The 16,847-nt window shown below is 64.9% G+C and carries 19 protein-coding genes; 14 read left to right on the top strand and 5 right to left on the bottom strand.

The genetic code is table 11. From position 1 onward, the window contains the following. The 7 genes from EP376_RS16125 to EP376_RS16155 all read left to right on the top strand — a co-directional run. Nucleotides 1-317, top strand: a 317-nt coding sequence (locus EP376_RS16125; RefSeq protein ID WP_127656655.1) for an SDR family oxidoreductase, incomplete at its 5' end; no start/stop codon positions are given. Between the two features lie 154 nt (nucleotides 318-471). Further along, nucleotides 472-1,161: a haloacid dehalogenase type II gene (locus EP376_RS16130; protein ID WP_127656656.1), complete on the top strand. Its 690-nt coding sequence runs from the start codon at nucleotides 472-474 to the stop codon at nucleotides 1,159-1,161. Continuing rightward, entirely contained in the window at nucleotides 1,161-1,985 is an 825-nt protein-coding gene (locus EP376_RS16135) for an alpha/beta fold hydrolase (protein ID WP_127656657.1), read from the top strand. The genes EP376_RS16130 and EP376_RS16135 overlap by 1 nt, the downstream gene beginning before the upstream one ends. Beyond that, on the top strand, nucleotides 1,982-2,953 hold the full coding sequence (locus tag EP376_RS16140; RefSeq protein WP_127656658.1) for a threonine ammonia-lyase: 972 nt from the start codon (nucleotides 1,982-1,984) through the stop codon (nucleotides 2,951-2,953). The genes EP376_RS16135 and EP376_RS16140 overlap by 4 nt, the downstream gene beginning before the upstream one ends. Further along, the gene (locus tag EP376_RS16145; RefSeq protein WP_127656659.1) at nucleotides 2,950-4,158 is read left to right on the top strand and encodes an endonuclease/exonuclease/phosphatase family protein; all 1,209 of its coding nucleotides are present in this window, start codon (nucleotides 2,950-2,952) and stop codon (nucleotides 4,156-4,158) included. The genes EP376_RS16140 and EP376_RS16145 overlap by 4 nt, the downstream gene beginning before the upstream one ends. Before the next feature lie 43 nt (nucleotides 4,159-4,201). Beyond that, the gene (gene pcaD / locus EP376_RS16150; RefSeq protein WP_127656660.1) at nucleotides 4,202-5,002 is read left to right on the top strand and encodes a 3-oxoadipate enol-lactonase; all 801 of its coding nucleotides are present in this window, start codon (nucleotides 4,202-4,204) and stop codon (nucleotides 5,000-5,002) included. Next, complete coding sequence (locus EP376_RS16155) at nucleotides 4,995-5,393, top strand: carboxymuconolactone decarboxylase family protein (protein ID WP_127656661.1); 399 nt, start codon at nucleotides 4,995-4,997, stop codon at nucleotides 5,391-5,393. Before pcaD ends, EP376_RS16155 begins: the two co-directional genes overlap by 8 nt. 7 nt (nucleotides 5,394-5,400) lie before the next feature. Here the strand turns inward: EP376_RS16155 and EP376_RS16160 are convergent, their stop codons facing one another. Beyond that, nucleotides 5,401-6,252 (bottom strand): L,D-transpeptidase, encoded by an 852-nt coding sequence (locus EP376_RS16160; RefSeq protein ID WP_164744951.1) that lies wholly within the window; start codon nucleotides 6,250-6,252, stop codon nucleotides 5,401-5,403. Nucleotides 6,253-6,591: 339 nt separating this feature from the next. On the opposite strand from EP376_RS16160, the gene EP376_RS16165 reads away from it, so the two are divergent. Then, nucleotides 6,592-7,191 carry an HAD family hydrolase gene (locus tag EP376_RS16165; RefSeq protein WP_127656662.1) on the top strand — a complete coding sequence of 200 codons (600 nt, stop codon included), beginning with the start codon at nucleotides 6,592-6,594 and terminating at the stop codon, nucleotides 7,189-7,191. Here the strand turns inward: EP376_RS16165 and EP376_RS16170 are convergent. After that, the gene (locus EP376_RS16170) at nucleotides 7,178-7,954 is read right to left on the bottom strand and encodes an alpha/beta hydrolase (RefSeq protein ID WP_127656824.1); all 777 of its coding nucleotides are present in this window, start codon (nucleotides 7,952-7,954) and stop codon (nucleotides 7,178-7,180) included. The two genes, EP376_RS16165 and EP376_RS16170, sit on opposite strands and share 14 nt — an antisense overlap. 266 nt (nucleotides 7,955-8,220) lie before the next feature. Between EP376_RS16170 and EP376_RS16175 the strand changes: the two genes are divergently transcribed. The 3 genes from EP376_RS16175 to EP376_RS16185 all read left to right on the top strand — a co-directional run bounded on the left by EP376_RS16175 (nucleotide 8,221) and on the right by EP376_RS16185 (nucleotide 12,021). Next, nucleotides 8,221-9,480 carry a DUF2254 domain-containing protein gene (locus EP376_RS16175; RefSeq protein WP_164744952.1) on the top strand — a complete coding sequence of 420 codons (1,260 nt, stop codon included), beginning with the start codon at nucleotides 8,221-8,223 and terminating at the stop codon, nucleotides 9,478-9,480. 61 nt (nucleotides 9,481-9,541) lie between these two features. Then, nucleotides 9,542-10,078 (top strand): RNA polymerase sigma factor, encoded by a 537-nt coding sequence (locus tag EP376_RS16180; RefSeq protein ID WP_127656664.1) that lies wholly within the window; start codon nucleotides 9,542-9,544, stop codon nucleotides 10,076-10,078. Next, entirely contained in the window at nucleotides 10,075-12,021 is a 1,947-nt protein-coding gene (locus EP376_RS16185; protein ID WP_127656665.1) for a vWA domain-containing protein, read from the top strand. The genes EP376_RS16180 and EP376_RS16185 overlap by 4 nt, the downstream gene beginning before the upstream one ends. A gap of 22 nt (nucleotides 12,022-12,043) precedes the next feature. On the opposite strand, the gene EP376_RS16190 is transcribed toward EP376_RS16185, so the two are convergent. From EP376_RS16190 to EP376_RS16200, 3 genes are all read right to left on the bottom strand, one after another. Then, nucleotides 12,044-12,274 (bottom strand): DUF2798 domain-containing protein, encoded by a 231-nt coding sequence (locus EP376_RS16190; protein ID WP_127656666.1) that lies wholly within the window; start codon nucleotides 12,272-12,274, stop codon nucleotides 12,044-12,046. 63 nt (nucleotides 12,275-12,337) lie between these two features. After that, nucleotides 12,338-13,024 carry a helix-turn-helix transcriptional regulator gene (locus EP376_RS16195; protein WP_127656667.1) on the bottom strand — a complete coding sequence of 229 codons (687 nt, stop codon included), beginning with the start codon at nucleotides 13,022-13,024 and terminating at the stop codon, nucleotides 12,338-12,340. Then, nucleotides 13,024-13,395, bottom strand: a complete 372-nt coding sequence (locus EP376_RS16200) for a VOC family protein (RefSeq protein ID WP_164744953.1) — start codon at nucleotides 13,393-13,395, stop codon at nucleotides 13,024-13,026. Before EP376_RS16200 ends, EP376_RS16195 begins: the two co-directional genes overlap by 1 nt. Before the next feature lie 132 nt (nucleotides 13,396-13,527). Here EP376_RS16200 and EP376_RS16205 point away from each other — a divergent pair, with 132 nt between their 5' ends. Genes EP376_RS16205 through EP376_RS16215 form a run of 3 tightly spaced genes read left to right on the top strand, consistent with a single transcriptional unit; the run spans nucleotide 13,528 to nucleotide 16,840 of the window. Beyond that, complete coding sequence (locus EP376_RS16205) at nucleotides 13,528-14,238, top strand: alpha/beta fold hydrolase (RefSeq protein WP_127656668.1); 711 nt, start codon at nucleotides 13,528-13,530, stop codon at nucleotides 14,236-14,238. A 1-nt stretch (nucleotide 14,239) separates the two neighbouring features. Continuing rightward, on the top strand, nucleotides 14,240-15,574 hold the full coding sequence (locus tag EP376_RS16210; protein ID WP_127656669.1) for a lyase family protein: 1,335 nt from the start codon (nucleotides 14,240-14,242) through the stop codon (nucleotides 15,572-15,574). 48 nt (nucleotides 15,575-15,622) lie between these two features. Then, nucleotides 15,623-16,840 (top strand): TCR/Tet family MFS transporter, encoded by a 1,218-nt coding sequence (locus EP376_RS16215; protein ID WP_127656670.1) that lies wholly within the window; start codon nucleotides 15,623-15,625, stop codon nucleotides 16,838-16,840. Nucleotides 16,841-16,847: the final 7 nt, after the last annotated feature.

Consider the following 16,847-nt stretch of genomic DNA (forward strand, 5'->3'; position numbering starts at 1 on the left):
TCATGGGCGTGGCCAAGGCCGCGCTTGAATCGGCGGTCCGCTATCTGGCGAACGATCTCGGTCCCGAGGGCATCCGCGTCAACGCGATCTCGCCCGGCCCGATGAAGACCCTCGCCGGGGCGGCAATCGGCGGCGCACGCAAGACGTTCAAATACACAGAAGCAAACGCACCTTTGGGCGGAAACGCGACGCTCGAGGCGATCGGCGGAACGGCCGTTTACCTCGCCTCAGAGGCCGGGGCCTGCACCACCGGCGAGATCATCCGCGTCGATGGCGGGTTCCACGTGCTCAGCATGCCTCAGCCGGGCAACCTCTGACACTAGACAACCGCCGCGTCGCACAAGGCGACACCCGGCGGGAATGCGGACACGATCCCGTTTTTCCTCCGTCAAGGGGAGGCTTTGCCCTTTATAGAGACCGGCAATCGGGGCAGGCTCCTGATCGCCGGCAACAATTCGAGTCGACTGATCCATGCCCAACCAGACCCAGCCATTTGTTTGCGTCTTCGACGCCTACGGGACGCTTTTCGACGTGAACGCGGCCGCCCGGCGCGCGGCCGAAGGGCCGGATGGCGCACGGCTGAAAGAGGTGTGGCCCGAGGTCGCGCGGGACTGGCGGATGAAGCAGCTGCAATACACGTGGCTGCGTGCCGTCGCGGGGCGGCATTGCGATTTCTGGAAGGTCACGCAGGACGGGCTCGACTGGGCGCTGGAGGCCGCGGGCCTCGATGATCCTGCGCTGCGGCAGCGTCTTCTCGATCTTTATCTCGAACTCGACACCTACCCTGGGGTGCCCGATGTGCTGTCGACGCTCAAGGCTGCGGGGCATAAGACGGCAATCCTGTCGAACGGATCGCCGGACATGCTGGCCGCGGCGGTGACGTCCGCGGGACTGACCGACAAGCTCGATTCCGTTCTTTCCGTCGAAGAGGCGGGCATCTTCAAACCGCATGACCGGGTCTATGATCTGGTGATCGACCAGTTCGGCGGACCCAAGCACAAGGTGTTGTTCGTCTCGTCGAACGGCTGGGATGCGGCGGGCGCGGCCGGCTATGGGTTCCGCACCGTCTGGGTCAATCGCGCGGGCGATCCCGTCGACAGGCTTTATGCCGAGCCTCATCACATTCTGCCCGACCTGACCTCCCTGCCGGAGGTTGTCTGATGCCGCATTTCACAACACCGGACGGGATTTCCCTGCATTTCACCGATGAGGGCGCCGGCACGCCGATCCTGTGCCTTGCGGGGCTGACGCGCAACGGTGCGGATTTCGATCACGTGGCTCCGCAACTGGCGGGGCACCGGACGATCCGGCTCGACAGCCGGGGGCGTGGCCTGTCCGACTGGGCCGATCCCGAAACCTATACCATCCCGCAGGAAAGCGCGGATGCGCTGGCGCTGCTGGATCATCTGGGGCTGGAACGGGCAGCGATCCTCGGCACATCACGCGGCGGTCTGATCGCGATGACGATCGCCATCCTTGCGAAAGACCGGCTGACAGGCGTCTGCCTCAACGATATCGGCCCTGTGATCGAGACAAAGGGGCTCGGTACGATCGAAACCTACATAGGCCGGACACCGCCGCAAAAGACCTATGAGGAAGCCGCGCGTTCGCGCGCGATCCTGTGGCGTGCCTTTCATGACGTCCCGCACGAGAGATGGCTCGCCGAGGTTCGCGCCCATTACGAGGAAACGTCCGAGGGGCTTGCCCTGCGCTATGATCCCGCCTTGGGCGATGTCTTCCGCGCGGGGGCCAGTTCCAAGGCGATCCCGGACATGTGGCCGCTTTTCGATGCGTTCGAGGGGCTGCCGCTTGCCCTGATCCGCGCCGATGGTTCGGATATCCTCTCAAAGGCGACCGCCGATGAAATGGCGCGCCGCCGCCCCGACATGATCCGCGCCGAAGTCTCGGGGCGCGGCCATGTTCCGTTTCTCGATGAACCCGAAGCGCGGGACGCGATTGCCCGCTGGCTGGACCTTCTCCCATGAACATAGACATGATCCGCGCGGCGGCCCAAAGACTGCAGGGCCACGTGATCGAGACGCCCCTGCTGTTTTCGCCGGGTATCGACGCCATCGCGGGCCGTCGCGTCCTTATCAAGGCCGAGGCCCTGCAGGTCACCGGATCGTTCAAGGCAAGGGGTGGGTGGTCCGCCCTGTCGGCATTGACGCCCGAGGCCCGCAAGGCCGGTATCATCGCCTTTTCATCAGGCAATCACGCCCAGGGCGTGGCCCGCGCTGCCGCGGCCTATGGCGCGCCTGCAGTCATCATCATGCCGTCGGATGCGCCTGCGGCCAAGATCGATGGCACCCGGGCCCTGGGGGCCGAAGTCGTCCTCTATGATCGCGGCTCCGAAAGCCGCGAACAGATCGGCGATGCGCTCGCCCGCGAACGCGGTCTGACCCTGATCAAACCCTATGACGAGCCCGAAGTGATCGCCGGTCAGGGGACAACCGGTCTGGAAATCGCTCGGCAGGCGGCCGCGTTGGGCATCACCGATGGCGAGGTGCTGGTCTGTTGCGGCGGCGGCGGGCTCACATCAGGGATCGCCCTCGCCCTTGAGGCCGAGGCCCCCGCGATGACGGTCCGGCCCGTTGAACCGGCCGGGTTCGACGATGTCGCCCGCTCCCTTGTCTCGGGCCGGATCGAACGGAACGACCAATCGACAGGATCGATCTGCGACGCCGTCCTGACACCGGCGCCCGGTGACCTGACATTTCCCATCATGCACCGGCTTTGCGGCCCCGGCCTGACGGTCACCGACGCCGAGGCGCGCCGGGCCGTCCGCGCGGCAGCACGGCACCTCAACCTTGTCGTCGAACCCGGAGGTGCGATCGCGCTGGCGGCAGCACTTTTCCACGGCGACGAGATCGAGGGGGATCATGTCATCGTCACCGCCTCTGGCGGCAACATCGACACCGACATGTTCGTCGATATTCTGAAGGAGGAGAAATGACCGGCAGGGCAAAGGTCGCGAGTTTCAACGTCAAGAACCTGATCGGTTCGGATCAGGAGTTTTACGAGTTCCAAAGCTACACGCCCGAGGAATACGCGTGGAAAAAGGCCTGGCTTGCCGATCAGGTCGTGCAGATGGATGCCGACATCATCGGCTTTCAGGAAATCTTCGAGGAAGACGCGCTGCGCGACGTGATCGCCGAGGCCGATGCGCGCGGCACCGCGCGCAACGCGGCCAGCATCCCGGACCGGTCAAAGCCCTATAGCGGGAAAGCGATCTTCAATCGTCTGGACTATACCGCCTATTCGGGCGCGGCGCTTGCCTTCGCGCCGAACAGCGCAGACCCGGGTTTGCCCGGCAAGCGCCGGCCCGGCGTGGCGATCCTGTCCCGGCTGGGGTTCGACGGCGCGCCGGTGATCATACAAGATCTTGATCAGCCGCTGACGATCCCGTTCGGGGCCCTGCGCGGGCTCGACGGCGACGCCGGAAGCTATACCGTGCGCCGCCTGTCCCGGCCGATCCTGAAAGCGCGCATCCCGATCGGCGGCGTGACGGTCACGGTCTTCAACTGTCACCTGAAATCGAAACTCGGGGAATACCTTTCGCCCGAGGGGGCCGATTTTCCGCCCGAGGCCGACCTCACGAATTACGATCCGGTGGGCCGCGCCCTTGGCTCGCTTCGCGCAGCGCTCAGACGGATGGCGGAAGCGTGGATCCTGCGGCGCGAGATCGTGGCCGAACTGCGCGCGGGCAACCCCGTCATCGCGATGGGCGATTTCAACGACGGCGAACATGCCGTCAGCTCCGAAATCATCGCCGGCGAGGTTCCGTTCAAGAACTATTCATGGATGCTGCGCCACGACGCCAAGACCTATGGCGACCGCTACAGCTACGAGGAAAACATCCAGATCACCGAGGACGTCGACCGCGTTCGCCTGCATTCGGCAGAGAAATTGTTCATCCGGAAATCCCTGCGCGACATGGTCTATACCTCCGCCTTTGGCGGGGTCTACGAAAGCATCGACCAGATCTACCTGTCGCGCCATTTTCATCCGGAATATGAACACCGACTTGGTGAGATGGAATATTTCAGTGTGCTCAACGATCATCTGACCGACGGCTCCCATGCCGAGGCGCCCTATAACAAGCTGGCCTCCGATCACGGGCAGATCATCGCCCATCTGCGGATGGGCCAACCCCGCTGACCGTTCGGGTCCGGGCCCGACCGACGCAAGAAAGGAACCAAAGATGCGCAGTCTTTCAGTGTCGCGCGACGACGCAGAGCTTTATTCCCGCGTCGACGGGGTCGACGATCCCGATGCGCCCACGATCGTGTTCGCGAATTCGCTGGGAACGGACCTGACGCTCTGGGATCCGATGCTGCCCCACCTGCCGGGCGGCCTGCGGCTGATCCGGTATGACAAGCGCGGCCATGGCCGCTCGTCCGTGCCGCCCGCGCCCTATTCGATGGGGGCGCTGGTGTCGGATGCCGAGGCGGTCTGCGATGCGTGGGAGGTGAAGGATTGCCTCTTCGTCGGGCTGAGCGTCGGGGGCCTGATCGCGCAGGGGTTGGCGGTCAAACGGCTCGATCTGGTGCGCGGGCTGGTGCTGTCAAACACCGCCGCGAAGATCGGCACGAAGGAGCGTTGGCAGGAACGGATCGATGCCGTCATGAGCAGCGGAATGGAGGCCGTGGCGGACGGTGTGCTCGAACGGTGGTTCGGCTCGGCCTTCCTTGCCTCGCCCGACCTCGCCCCCTGGCGCGCGCTTCTGCTGGCAACCCCTCCCGAAGGTTATGCCGGGGTCTGCGCTGCGATTGCAGGCACGGATTTCTTCAGCACCACGTCAGGCCTGCGCCTGCCGACGATGGGGATCGCCGGGTCCGAAGACCAGTCGACACCGCCCGACATGGTCAGGGAAACAACGGGCCTTGTGCCCGGGTCGCGGTTCGAACTGATCCGCAAGGCAGGTCACCTGCCCTGCGTCGAAAAGCCCGAGGAATACGCCGCGCTGCTTGTCGATTTCATGAAGGAGATTGGCCATGTCTGACCCCGAAAACCCACGCTTTGCCAAGGGCGACAAGACACGCCGCGCGATCCTTGGAGATCGCTTTGTCGATCGCGCCGAGGCCGCGCTGACACCGCTGGACACCACGTTCCGCGAACTGACGACCGAGGCGGTCTGGGGCACGGTCTGGGCCTCGGACGGGCTTGATCTGCGCGAAAAATCGCTGGTGACCGTCGCGTTGCTGGCCGGGGCGGGCCAGAACGAAGAACTGGGTCTGCACATCCATGTCGCGCGCAAGAATGGCGCGACCCGCGAAGACCTGATGGAGGTCTTCCTCCATGTCGCCGCCTATGCGGGTGTGCCGCGCGCAAATCAGGCGATCCGGGTTGCGAAATCCGTCTGGGCCGAAATGGACAAGGCCGAACAGGGCTAGTCCGGCCTCAGCCTTCGCCGGCCACCGCCTGAAGAAGCTCTTCGGGCGTCGCATTCGGATCGACGGCATCGAAATCCGGCGGCCTGTCGCGGGCCAGCGCCTCTTCGCCGTAAACCTCGTCGGGATCGAGGATGACGGGCGGCAACTCCACGCCGCGCCCGAAATACTCGGGATCGACGCGCAGGGATTCCTCTTCGGAGCGCACATGCACCGGCGTATCGAGCGGGACCCTGTCGTAAAGGTCGATGATGTCCTGGTTGAACATGCGGATGCATCCGGCCGAGCCGGAATTTCCGATGGAATTCAGATCATTGGTGCCGTGAATGCGATAGAACGTATCGCGCCCGTTGCGAAAGAGATAGAGCGCACGACTGCCCAGAGGGCTGCGCAGGCCACCGGGAATGCCCTGACGGAACGGCTCATAGACCTCGGGCTCGCGGCGGATCATGTTCTGGGTCGGGGTCCAGCCCGGCCATTGCCGCTTGAGCCGGATAATGCCGTTGCCCTGAAAGGCAAGGCCGGCGCGGCCGACGCCGACCGGATAGCGAATGGTGAATTCGACGCCTTCGTTCGGAATCCAGTAGAGGAATTTGGCATAGGGATCGACGTCGATCGTTCCGGGTTCCTGTTCACCGATATAGACCCCGGTCATCCGGCGGTTCACGCCTTGGGTATATTCGATCGGAACGGGTGGCAGCGTATAGCCGGCGTCAAAGACCGGACCGTAGTCGTCCAGATGCTCTACACCCGGAACCGTCAGGTTCCCGTCGCTTTCCTCTTCGATGGGAGCCGCGCAGGCGGCAAGAGAGCCCAGCATCAAGCTACCGAAACTGCGGCGGGACAGGGCGTTTGAGGGCATGAGCTGGAACCATCCGGATATTGTTTGAGGGATAGATATCAGCCTGTGCCGGAAGTGCAATTCAAGCACCCGTTAGTTGTTCCGCCAAAACCACGTTGTGCCCCGGGGACCACGACACCGTGGCACATGGTCTGCCGAAGAAACGGGCACGGGCCCCACGATCCGGTTATCGCGCGCCTCACGATCGTGACAAGGCAGGTATGACACGGCACAATGTCAACTTGGTCAGACGCTTGAGTTCACGAATCAGTTTCCGCCACCCCCGGGGCAGAACCGAACCGACGGCTTTTCTTCCGGGATCGCGGATTCGTTGCGGAGGATTGTCTTTTGATCGTGGTAATGCTCGACATCGATGGGGTTCTGATCGACGGCCGTCCCGAAGACGGAGCGGCTTGGCACACGGATCTTGAGGCAGATCTGGGCGTTTCGGTCCAGGCCCTTCAAGACACCTTCTTCGGCCCCTTCTGGCAGGACATCGTCATCGGCAAGACAGAGATGATGCCGCGGCTGGAGGCCGCGCTCGCGATGATAGACGCGCCTGTATCGGCATCGGCTTTGCGCGATTACTGGTATGAGAGCGACAGCCGCATCGTCCCCGAGGTCGCCGACTGGGCACGGGCCATAAGGGCAGAAGGCGTGCAGGTGTTCCTGTGCTCCAACCAGGAAGTCGGGCGCGCGTATTACCTGCTCAACCGCCTCGCACTCGGGGAATTCGTCTCGGGCATCGTCTATTCGGGCGCCATCGGTGCGGCCAAGCCTGACCCGGTATTCTTCAGGCGCGCCGCGCAAGGGTTTCCGGCGGCCACACCCCTGCTGATCGATGACGTTTCCGAGAATGTCGAAGGCGCAAGGCAGGCCGGCTGGCGGGCGATCCACTACCGCGATCCATCGGATTTGCCGGCAGCAGATGATCCGATCTGGGGGCCTATTCCCCGGTAATCGCCCGTGTCAGATCGCTTTCGGGATCGGCAAGCGGTGCGATGACATCGAAATGGTGCTTGTCCGGCGCAATGACCGCATCGGCGCACCAGAGCCTGCTCAGCATGCGCGCCTGATGCAGAAAGGCGGGGCGTTCCTCCTCTCCCACCCATACCGTGACGGGACAGTCGGGCGCCGGGCGCCGGGCCGGGCTTTCCAGAAGGGCCTCGACCGCGTCGATCCGCAGATCGCCGTTCATCGTCGTCTTCATCAGCGGACCAAGGTCGGAAATCGGGGAGATCGGAACGATCCGCGCCACCCGCTCGCGCGCGGCAAGCGCGACATCCTCGTTGCCCATCCTCGCTGCAAGATGGCCACCTGCCGAATGTCCGGTGATGACGATCGGACCCGACCGATCGGCCGCGATGGCGTCGATTGCGCCTGCGACCTGAACTGTGATTTCCTGGATGCGCTTGTTCGGGGCCAGATCATAGGCCGGCATCGCAACCGCCCAACCCCGCGCCAGCGGCCCGGCGGCGAGATGCGAAAAATAGCTCGGATCGAACCTGAGCCAGTAGCCGCCATGAATGAAGATCACCGTGCCCCGTGCCGCGCCATCCGGTTCGAACAGATCGTAGGTTTCCCGTTCCCCCGGGCCATAGCGCAGACCGATCCTGCCGCCGCTCTTTTCACGAAATTCGCGTGCGGCCTCGGCCCACCTGTCCGGATAGCTGTCGCCATCTGGAATGAACGGAGCGTTCGCGTAGGCGGTATCGTTTTCCATCATCTGACCGGGCTGTTGCTGGCGTGGGCCCCTGCACCGGCGTGGCGCAAATGCGTGGTCCCTTCCTTTCCAGCCTAGCCCAGAATCCCGCGAAAGACGATACCACGATTTCGCCCACAGCTGTCAGGCGACCGTATTCCGGGCGTCGAAGGCGTGTTGCGCTCGACCATCCAAGTGGCCCGATGGAGGGTTGGCTCCAGATGACCTATAGTGCTGCGAAACCCCGCCCGGCCATCGGGCGGAACCGGATATGGGAAAGGAGAATGATGCGCGGGTGGCTTCAGATGCCGATCCTGCTCCTCGGGCGGGCCTATCGATCGCTCTGGCTTCGGGTCGGGGCCTATGCGCTTGTCTCGGTCCTGCTGGCGGTGGGCGCCGCTGTCGTCGATGGATGGATACCGCTGGGCATTGCCTCGCTGGTGCAATCCGAAGACGTGATGCCGATCCTGTCGATCCTCGCCAGTTCGCTTCTTGCCGTATCGATCTTCTCGCTCAATGTCATGGTATCGGCGCACCGGGCAGCCGCCGACATCTCGACGCCGCGTATCCACAGGCTCCTGCTGGAGGATACGACGACACAATCCGTTCTGGCGATCTTCATCGGGGCCTTCGTCAACACGCTGACGATGCTGATCCTGTTCCGGATGGGCGCCTATTCCGAACGCTCCTCGATCCTCGTGATGGCCGTCGTCATTGTCCTCGTGGTCCTGATCATCGGCGCGCTTCTGCGGTGGATCGAACATCTCAGCAAACTGGGCAGCCTCGACGACAGCATGCGCCGGGTCGACCGGCCGGCGCGTCAGGGCCTGAAGCGGCTTGCGCGTCAGCCCGCGCTGGGAGGGATGCCACTCACGCCCGATATCGTGCTGCCCACGGTTCTTGATACCGTGTCGGCCCCCCGCTCGGGCCATGTGCAGCTTGTCGACATGGCCGGCCTTCAGGAATGCCTGCCGGGCGAGGCGCGGGCCTATATCCTGATCGCGCCCGGCGAACACGTGCTGGAGGGGGAACCCCTGGTGCAGGTTTCCGGCCCCTTGACCGAGAGCGCCATCCGACGCATCGCGGCGAGTTTCGTGATCGGCGATATCCGCACCTTCGAGCAGGACCCGGCCATCGGCCTCGTCGCCCTGTCAGAGATCGGTTCAAAGGCGCTGTCCCCCGGCATCAACGACACCGGCACCGCGCTCGAGGTCATCACCCGATCAGAGCGTCTCTTGTGGCATTACGCGCGCGAACGTGGCTCCGCCCTGCAAGGCACGCCGCCCCATGACCGGGTCTTTCTGCCCGTCCCCTCGGCGGGCGCGCTGGTCGAGGCGGCCTTTGCCACCATCGCACGGGACGGCGCCGGCCAGATCGAGGTCGCCCGACGCCTGCGCGCGGCGCTTCTGACCCTGTCGGACGGGCCCGACACCGAACTGGCCGAGGCAGCCCGCGCGATGGCAGAACGCGCTTTGCTATATGCCGACCGGGAACTGATCCTCGACGAGGAGAGGGAAACCCTGCGCGACACGGGCACCGACCGGTGAAAGATTTTGCCTGCATGACCAAGGATCGGCCATCGGGCATCGTCACACCATCGCAATGCGCATGTTGGTAACCGACGAAGATCTGGCCCGTGCCGCCGCGAACGGCGATGGTGATGCCTTCTCTCAACTGCTTGAACGGCAGTATGACAGGCTGTTTGCCTTGTGTTTTCGCCTGACCGGCACCCGCGCCGATGCCGAGGATCTGTGTCAGGACATCTGCGCGGCGCTGCCCGCCAAGCTGTCGCGGTTCGACGGACGCGCGCGAGTGACCACATGGCTTTACCGGGTCGCCGTGAATGCGGCCCATGACCGCCGACGCAAGATCGCGGTGCATGGCAAATATGCCGAAGGGTGGGGCGATTGGGAAACAGCGCGGCAGGCCAGCATTGCCGAAGAGGCCGACCGGCGCGACTGGCTGACCGGCGCGATGGCCCGGCTGGGAGATGATTTGCGCGATACGCTCGCCCTTGTGCTCGACGACCTGACCCATGCCGAGGCGGGCGACATTCTTGGCGTTTCCGAGGGAACGATCAGCTGGCGCCTGTCGGAGGCCCGCAAGAAGCTGCGGGCCATGCGCGAAGAGGAGCTTTCCGAATGACCGGCAAAGACGACGATTTCGCCGATATCCGGGCCGCTTTCGACGCAGCGTCCCCCCGGCCCGACCCCGACCGCAAGGCCGCGGACCTCGCTCTTGCGCGAAAGAATTTCGACGCGCTCCAAGGATCCCGCGATCAGGAACGTTCCAATCCCGCACGCCCCGCATCGGGGCTCTGGAGAGGAGCGAGAAAGATGCTGACAACGCTGAAGACCCGTGGCGCCCTGACCGCGACGACCGCGATCGCTGCCTGTGGGCTGTTCCTGCTGACACCGGCCGGGCAGGACATGCTGCGCCCGCTGGCGGATCCGGGCGCCCTGACCGAAGCCACAGCCGGCCGCACGGAAGAAGCCCAATCCTTTGACGCCCCGCAACCGCCGGCCCCCGTGATGATGGAACCCGCCCCCCTTGCAGCACCCGCCGAACGGTCGCGCGCAGTGGCGGACATGGAGGTGGCAAACGGGATCGCCCGCAGCATGCCGCAGGCCAACGAAGGGCTGGGCATCGTCCCGGCCTTTGACGACAGGGTGATGGTCCCCGAACCGAATACCGAGGCCTTCGCCAACGAGGCGCCTTCGGGGCTCCTGATCACGGCAGAGGCACCTGTCTCGACCTTCTCGATCGATGTCGACACAGCGTCCTATGCGCTGGTCCGGCAGATGATCAATGCAGGAAGCCTGCCGCCCCCGGATGCCGTCCGCATCGAGGAGATGATCAATTATTTCCCCTATGACCTGCCGGCCCCCGACGTCACGGATGCGCCCTTCCTGCCCAGTGTCTCGGTTTACGAGACGCCGTGGAACCCGGACACCCGGCTGGTGCATATCGGCATTCAGGGCACCCTGCCCGATCTGGCGGGTCGGCCCCCGCTGAACCTTGTCTTCCTGATCGACACCTCAGGTTCGATGAACGATCCGGCCAAGCTGCCGCTTCTCAAGCAATCCTTCCGGCTGATGCTTGATGAGCTGCGCCCCGAAGACGAGGTGGCGATCGTCGAATATGCGGGCTCTGCCGGGTTGGTCCTGCCCGCGACACGGGCCGCGGATCGCACGGCGATCCTTGCCGCAATCGACGGGCTTGGCGCCGGTGGCGCGACCAATGGGCAGGGCGGACTGGAACAGGCCTATGACGTCGCGGACGCGATGGCAGAGGCGGGCGAGGTTTCCCGCGTAATCCTCGCGACGGATGGCGATTTCAACGTGGGCCTTTCGGGAATCGCCGAACTTGAACGTTTCATCGCGGACAGGCGCGAAACCGGGACCTTCCTTTCGGTTCTGGGTTTCGGTCGCGGCAACCTTGACGATGCGACGATGCAGGCGCTTGCCCAGAACGGAAACGGCACCGCCGCCTATATCGACACACTGAGCGAGGCGCAGAAGGTCCTTGTCGATCAACTGACCGGAACACTGTTCACCATCGCCTCCGATGTGAAGGTGCAGGTCGAATTCAACCCGGCCGCCGTCGCGGAATACCGACTGATCGGCTATGAGACGCGGGCCCTGCGGCGCGAGGATTTCAACAATGACCGCGTGGATGCCGGCGATCTGGGCGCAGGCCATTCCGTGACGGCCCTCTACGAGATCACGCCGGTCGGATCGCCCGCCCGCCTGACCGATTCGCTGCGATATGGCCCGGACGAACAGGCGGTCGATGCTGCCGACGAGTTGGGCTTTCTCAGGCTGCGCTGGAAGGCGCCGGGCGAAGAGGCCAGCCAACTGATCGAGACGCTGATTCCGACCGAGACCGGTCTTGCGGGACAGGAGGCCCTGTTCGCAACGGCAATCGCGGGGTTCGGCCAGCTTCTGCGCGACCCGTCATGGCTGGGCGATTGGGGCTGGGACGACGCCATCGCGCTGGCGGCGGACAATCGGGGCGACGATCCCTTCGGATATCGCAACGAGGCGCTACGGCTGATGCGGATCGCGCAAAGCCTGTCTTCGCGATAGGCCCCGCGCGCCGGGGCGCGGATCAGACTGGTGGCCGGGTCAGCCGGGCCACCATCTTGCGCGCCAGAGGTGCCACGAACAGGATCGTCGGAAAGGCGATCATCCAGCTGAAAAACCAGGCGCTCATCCAGATTTCAAGGAAGTTGTCGGCAAGCCCGACGGCCCTCAGCGTCGCCACGCAGGTGATGATGAACGACATCAGGCAAGAGACGAAGAGGCCGAAGAGGAACGGTGCGAAGCGGGCAGGAAACATGGCAATGTCCGAATATCTTGGGTGCCCCTCCAATAGGCCAGAGTCGCGCAGGAGGCCAGACACTCAGACACGGGGGGCCGGCTGTGAGGCAAAGAAGTCCCGCAATGTCCGCCCTCGTTCTGGGTGAAAGCCGCCGTCGGGTTGGATTTCCGTGATCCGATCGATGCGGAACGCGCGGAAATCGTCGCGCAATTCGCACCAGCAGACAGCCGTCCAGACCTTGCCCCAGAACCAAAGTCCAAGCGGGCGCACCCGTCGCGCAGAGATCTCTCCCCCCTTGTCCGCATAGCGGATCGCAAGCGCCGTGCAATCCTGTGCCGCGCGTTCGACCATGTCGATCCGGGTCCGCGTCTCGTCATCCAGTTCCGACAATGCGAATGCATGGACGGGCACCGTTGCCACGCGGCGCCGGGCCTCGTCGGGCAGGACGGTTTCGATCTTCACGAGGGCCTCTTCGGCGGCCGCCGCCATGGCCGCCCCGCCCCAGGCACGCAGCATCCGCGCACCTGCGACAAGGGCCACGATCTCGTCGTTCGTGAACATCAGCGGCGGCAGGTCATAGCCCGCCCGCATGACGTAACCGACCCCGGCCTCGCCCTCGATGGGCACGCCCGATCCGATCAGGTCGGCCACGTCGCGATAGATCGTCCGCGGCGTGACCTCCAGTTTCTCGGCCAGCTGAGCCGCCGTCACCAACCGACCGCCGCGCAGATATTGCACGATCTGGAACAGACGGTCGGCGCGGCGCATCAGGCGGCCTTCGGTTCGAACAGGCCGATGGAATTGCCGTCGGGGTCCTTGGCATAGACGAACCGTCCGGCGGGGATCTCGACGGGCTGGCTCAGCACCTCTCCTCCGGCGGCCCTGAGACGATCAGCCCCGGCCTCGAGGCTGTCGGGAAGCGTGATGTGAACGGTATTGCCCCCATCCGCCGCAGGCTTGCCCGGATAAAGATGGGCGCCGCCGGCCGTCATGGCATTGCCTAGAACCGCCATAGGGATCGGGCCAGCCGTCGTGTCGATGGTCATCTCGTAGCCGAACACCGTGTTGTAGAAGGCAACGGCCCTGTCCATGTCTGTTACCGGGATTTCGCTCCAGGCAATGATCGTCTGATTGGTCATCTTGCATCTCCGTTTTCTGTCGATGCGCCCGTCATGACATACCCCTGCTGACAGGGTTCTGTCAGCATGTTGCAGGGGGCTATGCCGATCAAGGGATTTGCCCCCGGCCCCGGCGCCTGCTAACGCTCCGGCATGACAGATTTCCTGCTTGTTCACGGCTCGTGCCACGGTGCGTGGTGCTGGCGCGATACCCTCCCCGCAGTCGAGGCGCTTGGCCATAAGGCGCGGGCCATCGATCTTCCGTCACATGGTGCCGATCCCACGCCGGCGGCCGATGTGACGCTTGACCTCTATGCCCAGGCGATCGTGGACGCGATCGACGACCCGGTGATCCTCGTGGGGCATTCCATGGGCGGATACCCGATCACGCGTGCGGCGCAGTTGGCGCCCGACAAGATCGCCCGGCTCGTCTATCTCTGCGCCTATGTGCCCCGTCCCGGAAAATCCCTCTCCGACATGCGCAAGATGGCCCCGCGCCAGCCGCTGATCGAGGCGATCGACCGCGCGCCCGACGGGATCACCATGTCGTTCAACCCCGCCAAGGCGATTGAAAAGCTTTATCTCGACGTCCCTGCCGAGACGGCGAACTGGGCCGTGAGCATGTTGGGGCCGCAACCTCTCAGGCCGCAGGAAACAGCCTTCGATCCGGGCCCGGCGCTCAGCCATCCGCGCAGCTACATCATCTGCGAAAATGACAACGCCATCCCCGCCGAATGGCAGGAGGTGATGGCCTCGGACTTCGCGCCCGAAACCGTCTACCGGATGCCGACCTCGCATTCGCCGTTCCTGTCCGACCCGGCGGGCCTTGCCGGTCTTCTGGATACCATCGCAAAGGGGTCCTGAGATGGCCGCCTCGATCTATGACAGCGCGATGTTCCGCGATCTGGTTCAGGATCGCGAAACAGCCGCGCTGTTTTCCGATACCGCGGAGCTTCGGGCGATGCTGCTGGTCTGGGGCGCGCTTGCCAAGGCGCAGGCCGGGGTCGGACTGATCCCGTCCGACGCCGCCGACGCGATCCAGCGCGCGGCGCTGGAAATCCAGATCGACCCGGCGGCCCTTGCGGCAGAGACGGGCCGGAACGCGGTGGTCGTCCCGGGCCTCGCCTCGGCCTTCCGCAACGAGATGAAGGCCCCCGAACACGCCCAGCATCTGCATTACGGCGCGACCTCGCAGGATATCGCGGACACGGCCCTTGCGCTTCGGCTCAGGCAGGTGCTTGTTCTGGCCGAGACGCGGCTTGCCGGGCTGATCGGCATCCTGGGACGGATGGCCGCGGATCATGCCGAGACGCCGATGCTGGCCCGGACCTACGGTCAGGCCGCCGTGGTCACATCCTTCGGCGCGATCGCGGCAAGCTGGGGCGCCCCCCTGATCGACGCGCTGGAAGAGCTGCCCCGGATCCGCGACAGGGTCTTGCGGGTCAGCCTGTCCGGGGCGGCGGGCACCTTGTCTGCGATGGGGCCCGAGGGGCCTGCGGTGCGGGCCGCTTTCGCCCAAGGTCTTGGCCTGTCAGATCCGGGGCACAGCTGGCACAGCGACAGGACGGGTCTTGCGGCACTGTCGGCATGGGCCACGCGGCTGACCGGCAGCCTTGGCAAGATGGGCGCGGACCTGTGCCTTCTGACACGGACGGATCTGGGCGAAGTCATGCTGGGCTCGGGGGGTGGTTCCTCGACGATGCCGCAGAAATCGAACCCGGTCGGCCCCTCGGTCCTCGTGGCGATCGCGTCCCATGTGGCGGGGCTGAACGGCGTGATGCAGTCAAGCATCGTTCACCGCGAACAGCGTGACGGCGGCGCGTGGATCGCCGAATGGATGAGCCTGCCGCAAATCTGCCTCGGCCTTGGCCGCGCGCTTGCCCTTGCTTCGGAAGAGGCCGATGGCCTCGCCCCGATGCCGGACCGGATGCGGGCCTCGATCGACGCGACCCGGGGCGCCGTCTTTGCCGAGGCGCTGACATTCCGGCTGGCCCGCAGCCTGCCCCGCCCCGATGCGCAGACGCTGGTGAAGGGCCTCTGCGCCCGGCTGACCGACGAAGACACCACCCTGCCCGCCCTTGCCGGCCGGGAGATCGTGGGCCATGACCTTGACGGCGTCTTCGATCCGGCGGCCCAGATGGGCAGCGCGCCCGACGAGGCCCGTGCCTTCGCCGAGGCCGCTCTCCAGCTTGCAAAGTGAACGGTTCGGTCCAATAAGAGACCGTCTGCCCACGTTCACGGTTTCCCGATGTCCAACCGACTGCCGATCACCTTCATCTTCATCACCGTGGTGATCGACGCCATGGGGATCGGCCTGATCCTGCCGGTGATGCCCGACCTGATCCGCGAACTTGAAGGCGGAGATATCGGCGAGGCGGCGGTCTGGGGCGGTATCCTCGCCACGGCCTTCGCGGTGATGCAATTCCTGTTCGGGCCGCTTCTGGGCAACCTTTCCGACAGGTTCGGCCGGCGTCCCGTCCTGCTGACCGCGCTGGCGGTCATGGCGATCGACTACCTCGTGATGGCGGTGGCAGGCACCATCTGGCTCTTGTTTCTGGGCCGTATCATCGGAGGCATCACGGCGGCCAGCCAGTCGACGGCGATGGCCTATATGGCCGACATCTCGCGCCCCGAAGAAAAAAGCCAGAATTTCGGGTTGATCGGCGCGGCCTTTGGCGTGGGCTTCGTGCTGGGGCCGCTGATCGGCGGGCTTCTGGCCGAATACGGCACGCGCGCGCCGTTCTATGCCGCCGCCGCGCTGGCGGCCACGAATTTCGTCTTCGGCTTTTTCGTTCTGCCCGAGACGGTGACCGACGCGATCCGGCGACCGTTTTCGCTGGCCCGCGCCAACCCCTTGGGCGCGTTCCGCAACCTCGGGCGCCTGCCCGGCCTGCGCCCGCTTCTGGCGATGACGTTCTTTTACGGGATCGCCTTCTACGTCTATCCCGCGATCTGGGCCTATTTCGGACAGGAGCGGTTCGGCTGGGGCCCCGGGATGGTCGGCGTGTCGCTCGCGCTTTACGGGATATCCATCGCGGTGGTTCAGGGCATCCTGATCCGCCCGATCCTTGCCCGGATCGGAGACAGGAACGCGGTGATCCTTGGCCTCGGGCTAGAGATCGCGGCCTTTGTCTTTCTGGCCTTCGTCAAGGTGGGATGGATGGCACTGGCCTTCACCCTGATCGCGGCTCTGGGCGCGATTGCGGGGCCGGCGCTACAGGGCACCATGTCGCGCATGGCGAGCGACAACCAGCAGGGCGAATTGCAGGGCACGCTGACGGCGATCAACGCGGTGGCCGTGATCTTTGCGCCGGTCCTGATGACCCAGACCTTCTATGCCTTCACCCATGACACGGCAGGTATCTACCTGCCCGGCGCACCGTTCCTGCTGTCGGCGGTTCTGACATTTGTCTGCATCGCGCTGTTTCTGGTTTCCCGGCCCCAGCCGCGACCGCGCCCCGCCTGACACAGAG

The sequence above is a fragment of the Alexandriicola marinus genome (assembly GCF_004000435.1).
Classification (GTDB): Bacteria; Pseudomonadota; Alphaproteobacteria; order Rhodobacterales; family Rhodobacteraceae; genus Alexandriicola; species Alexandriicola marinus.

Excerpts from the sequence above, each read along its gene's own strand:
- EP376_RS16200 (WP_164744953.1), bottom strand. The coding sequence starts at position 13,395 with ATGACCAATCAGACGATCATTGCCTGGAGCGAAATCCCGGTAACAGAC.
- EP376_RS16190 (WP_127656666.1), bottom strand. The coding sequence starts at position 12,274 with ATGTTTCCTGCCCGCTTCGCACCGTTCCTCTTCGGCCTCTTCGTCTCT.
- EP376_RS16215 (WP_127656670.1), top strand. The coding sequence starts at position 15,623 with ATGTCCAACCGACTGCCGATCACCTTCATCTTCATCACCGTGGTGATC.
- EP376_RS16185 (WP_127656665.1), top strand. The coding sequence starts at position 10,075 with ATGACCGGCAAAGACGACGATTTCGCCGATATCCGGGCCGCTTTCGAC.
- EP376_RS16210 (WP_127656669.1), top strand. The coding sequence starts at position 14,240 with ATGGCCGCCTCGATCTATGACAGCGCGATGTTCCGCGATCTGGTTCAG.
- EP376_RS16180 (WP_127656664.1), top strand. The coding sequence starts at position 9,542 with ATGTTGGTAACCGACGAAGATCTGGCCCGTGCCGCCGCGAACGGCGAT.
- EP376_RS16130 (WP_127656656.1), top strand. The coding sequence starts at position 472 with ATGCCCAACCAGACCCAGCCATTTGTTTGCGTCTTCGACGCCTACGGG.
- EP376_RS16205 (WP_127656668.1), top strand. The coding sequence starts at position 13,528 with ATGACAGATTTCCTGCTTGTTCACGGCTCGTGCCACGGTGCGTGGTGC.
- EP376_RS16175 (WP_164744952.1), top strand. The coding sequence starts at position 8,221 with ATGCGCGGGTGGCTTCAGATGCCGATCCTGCTCCTCGGGCGGGCCTAT.
- EP376_RS16170 (WP_127656824.1), bottom strand. The coding sequence starts at position 7,954 with ATGGAAAACGATACCGCCTACGCGAACGCTCCGTTCATTCCAGATGGC.
- EP376_RS16145 (WP_127656659.1), top strand. The coding sequence starts at position 2,950 with ATGACCGGCAGGGCAAAGGTCGCGAGTTTCAACGTCAAGAACCTGATC.
- EP376_RS16195 (WP_127656667.1), bottom strand. The coding sequence starts at position 13,024 with ATGCGCCGCGCCGACCGTCTGTTCCAGATCGTGCAATATCTGCGCGGC.
- EP376_RS16155 (WP_127656661.1), top strand. The coding sequence starts at position 4,995 with ATGTCTGACCCCGAAAACCCACGCTTTGCCAAGGGCGACAAGACACGC.
- pcaD (WP_127656660.1), top strand. The coding sequence starts at position 4,202 with ATGCGCAGTCTTTCAGTGTCGCGCGACGACGCAGAGCTTTATTCCCGC.
- EP376_RS16140 (WP_127656658.1), top strand. The coding sequence starts at position 1,982 with ATGAACATAGACATGATCCGCGCGGCGGCCCAAAGACTGCAGGGCCAC.
- EP376_RS16160 (WP_164744951.1), bottom strand. The coding sequence starts at position 6,252 with ATGCCCTCAAACGCCCTGTCCCGCCGCAGTTTCGGTAGCTTGATGCTG.
- EP376_RS16165 (WP_127656662.1), top strand. The coding sequence starts at position 6,592 with ATGCTCGACATCGATGGGGTTCTGATCGACGGCCGTCCCGAAGACGGA.
- EP376_RS16135 (WP_127656657.1), top strand. The coding sequence starts at position 1,161 with ATGCCGCATTTCACAACACCGGACGGGATTTCCCTGCATTTCACCGAT.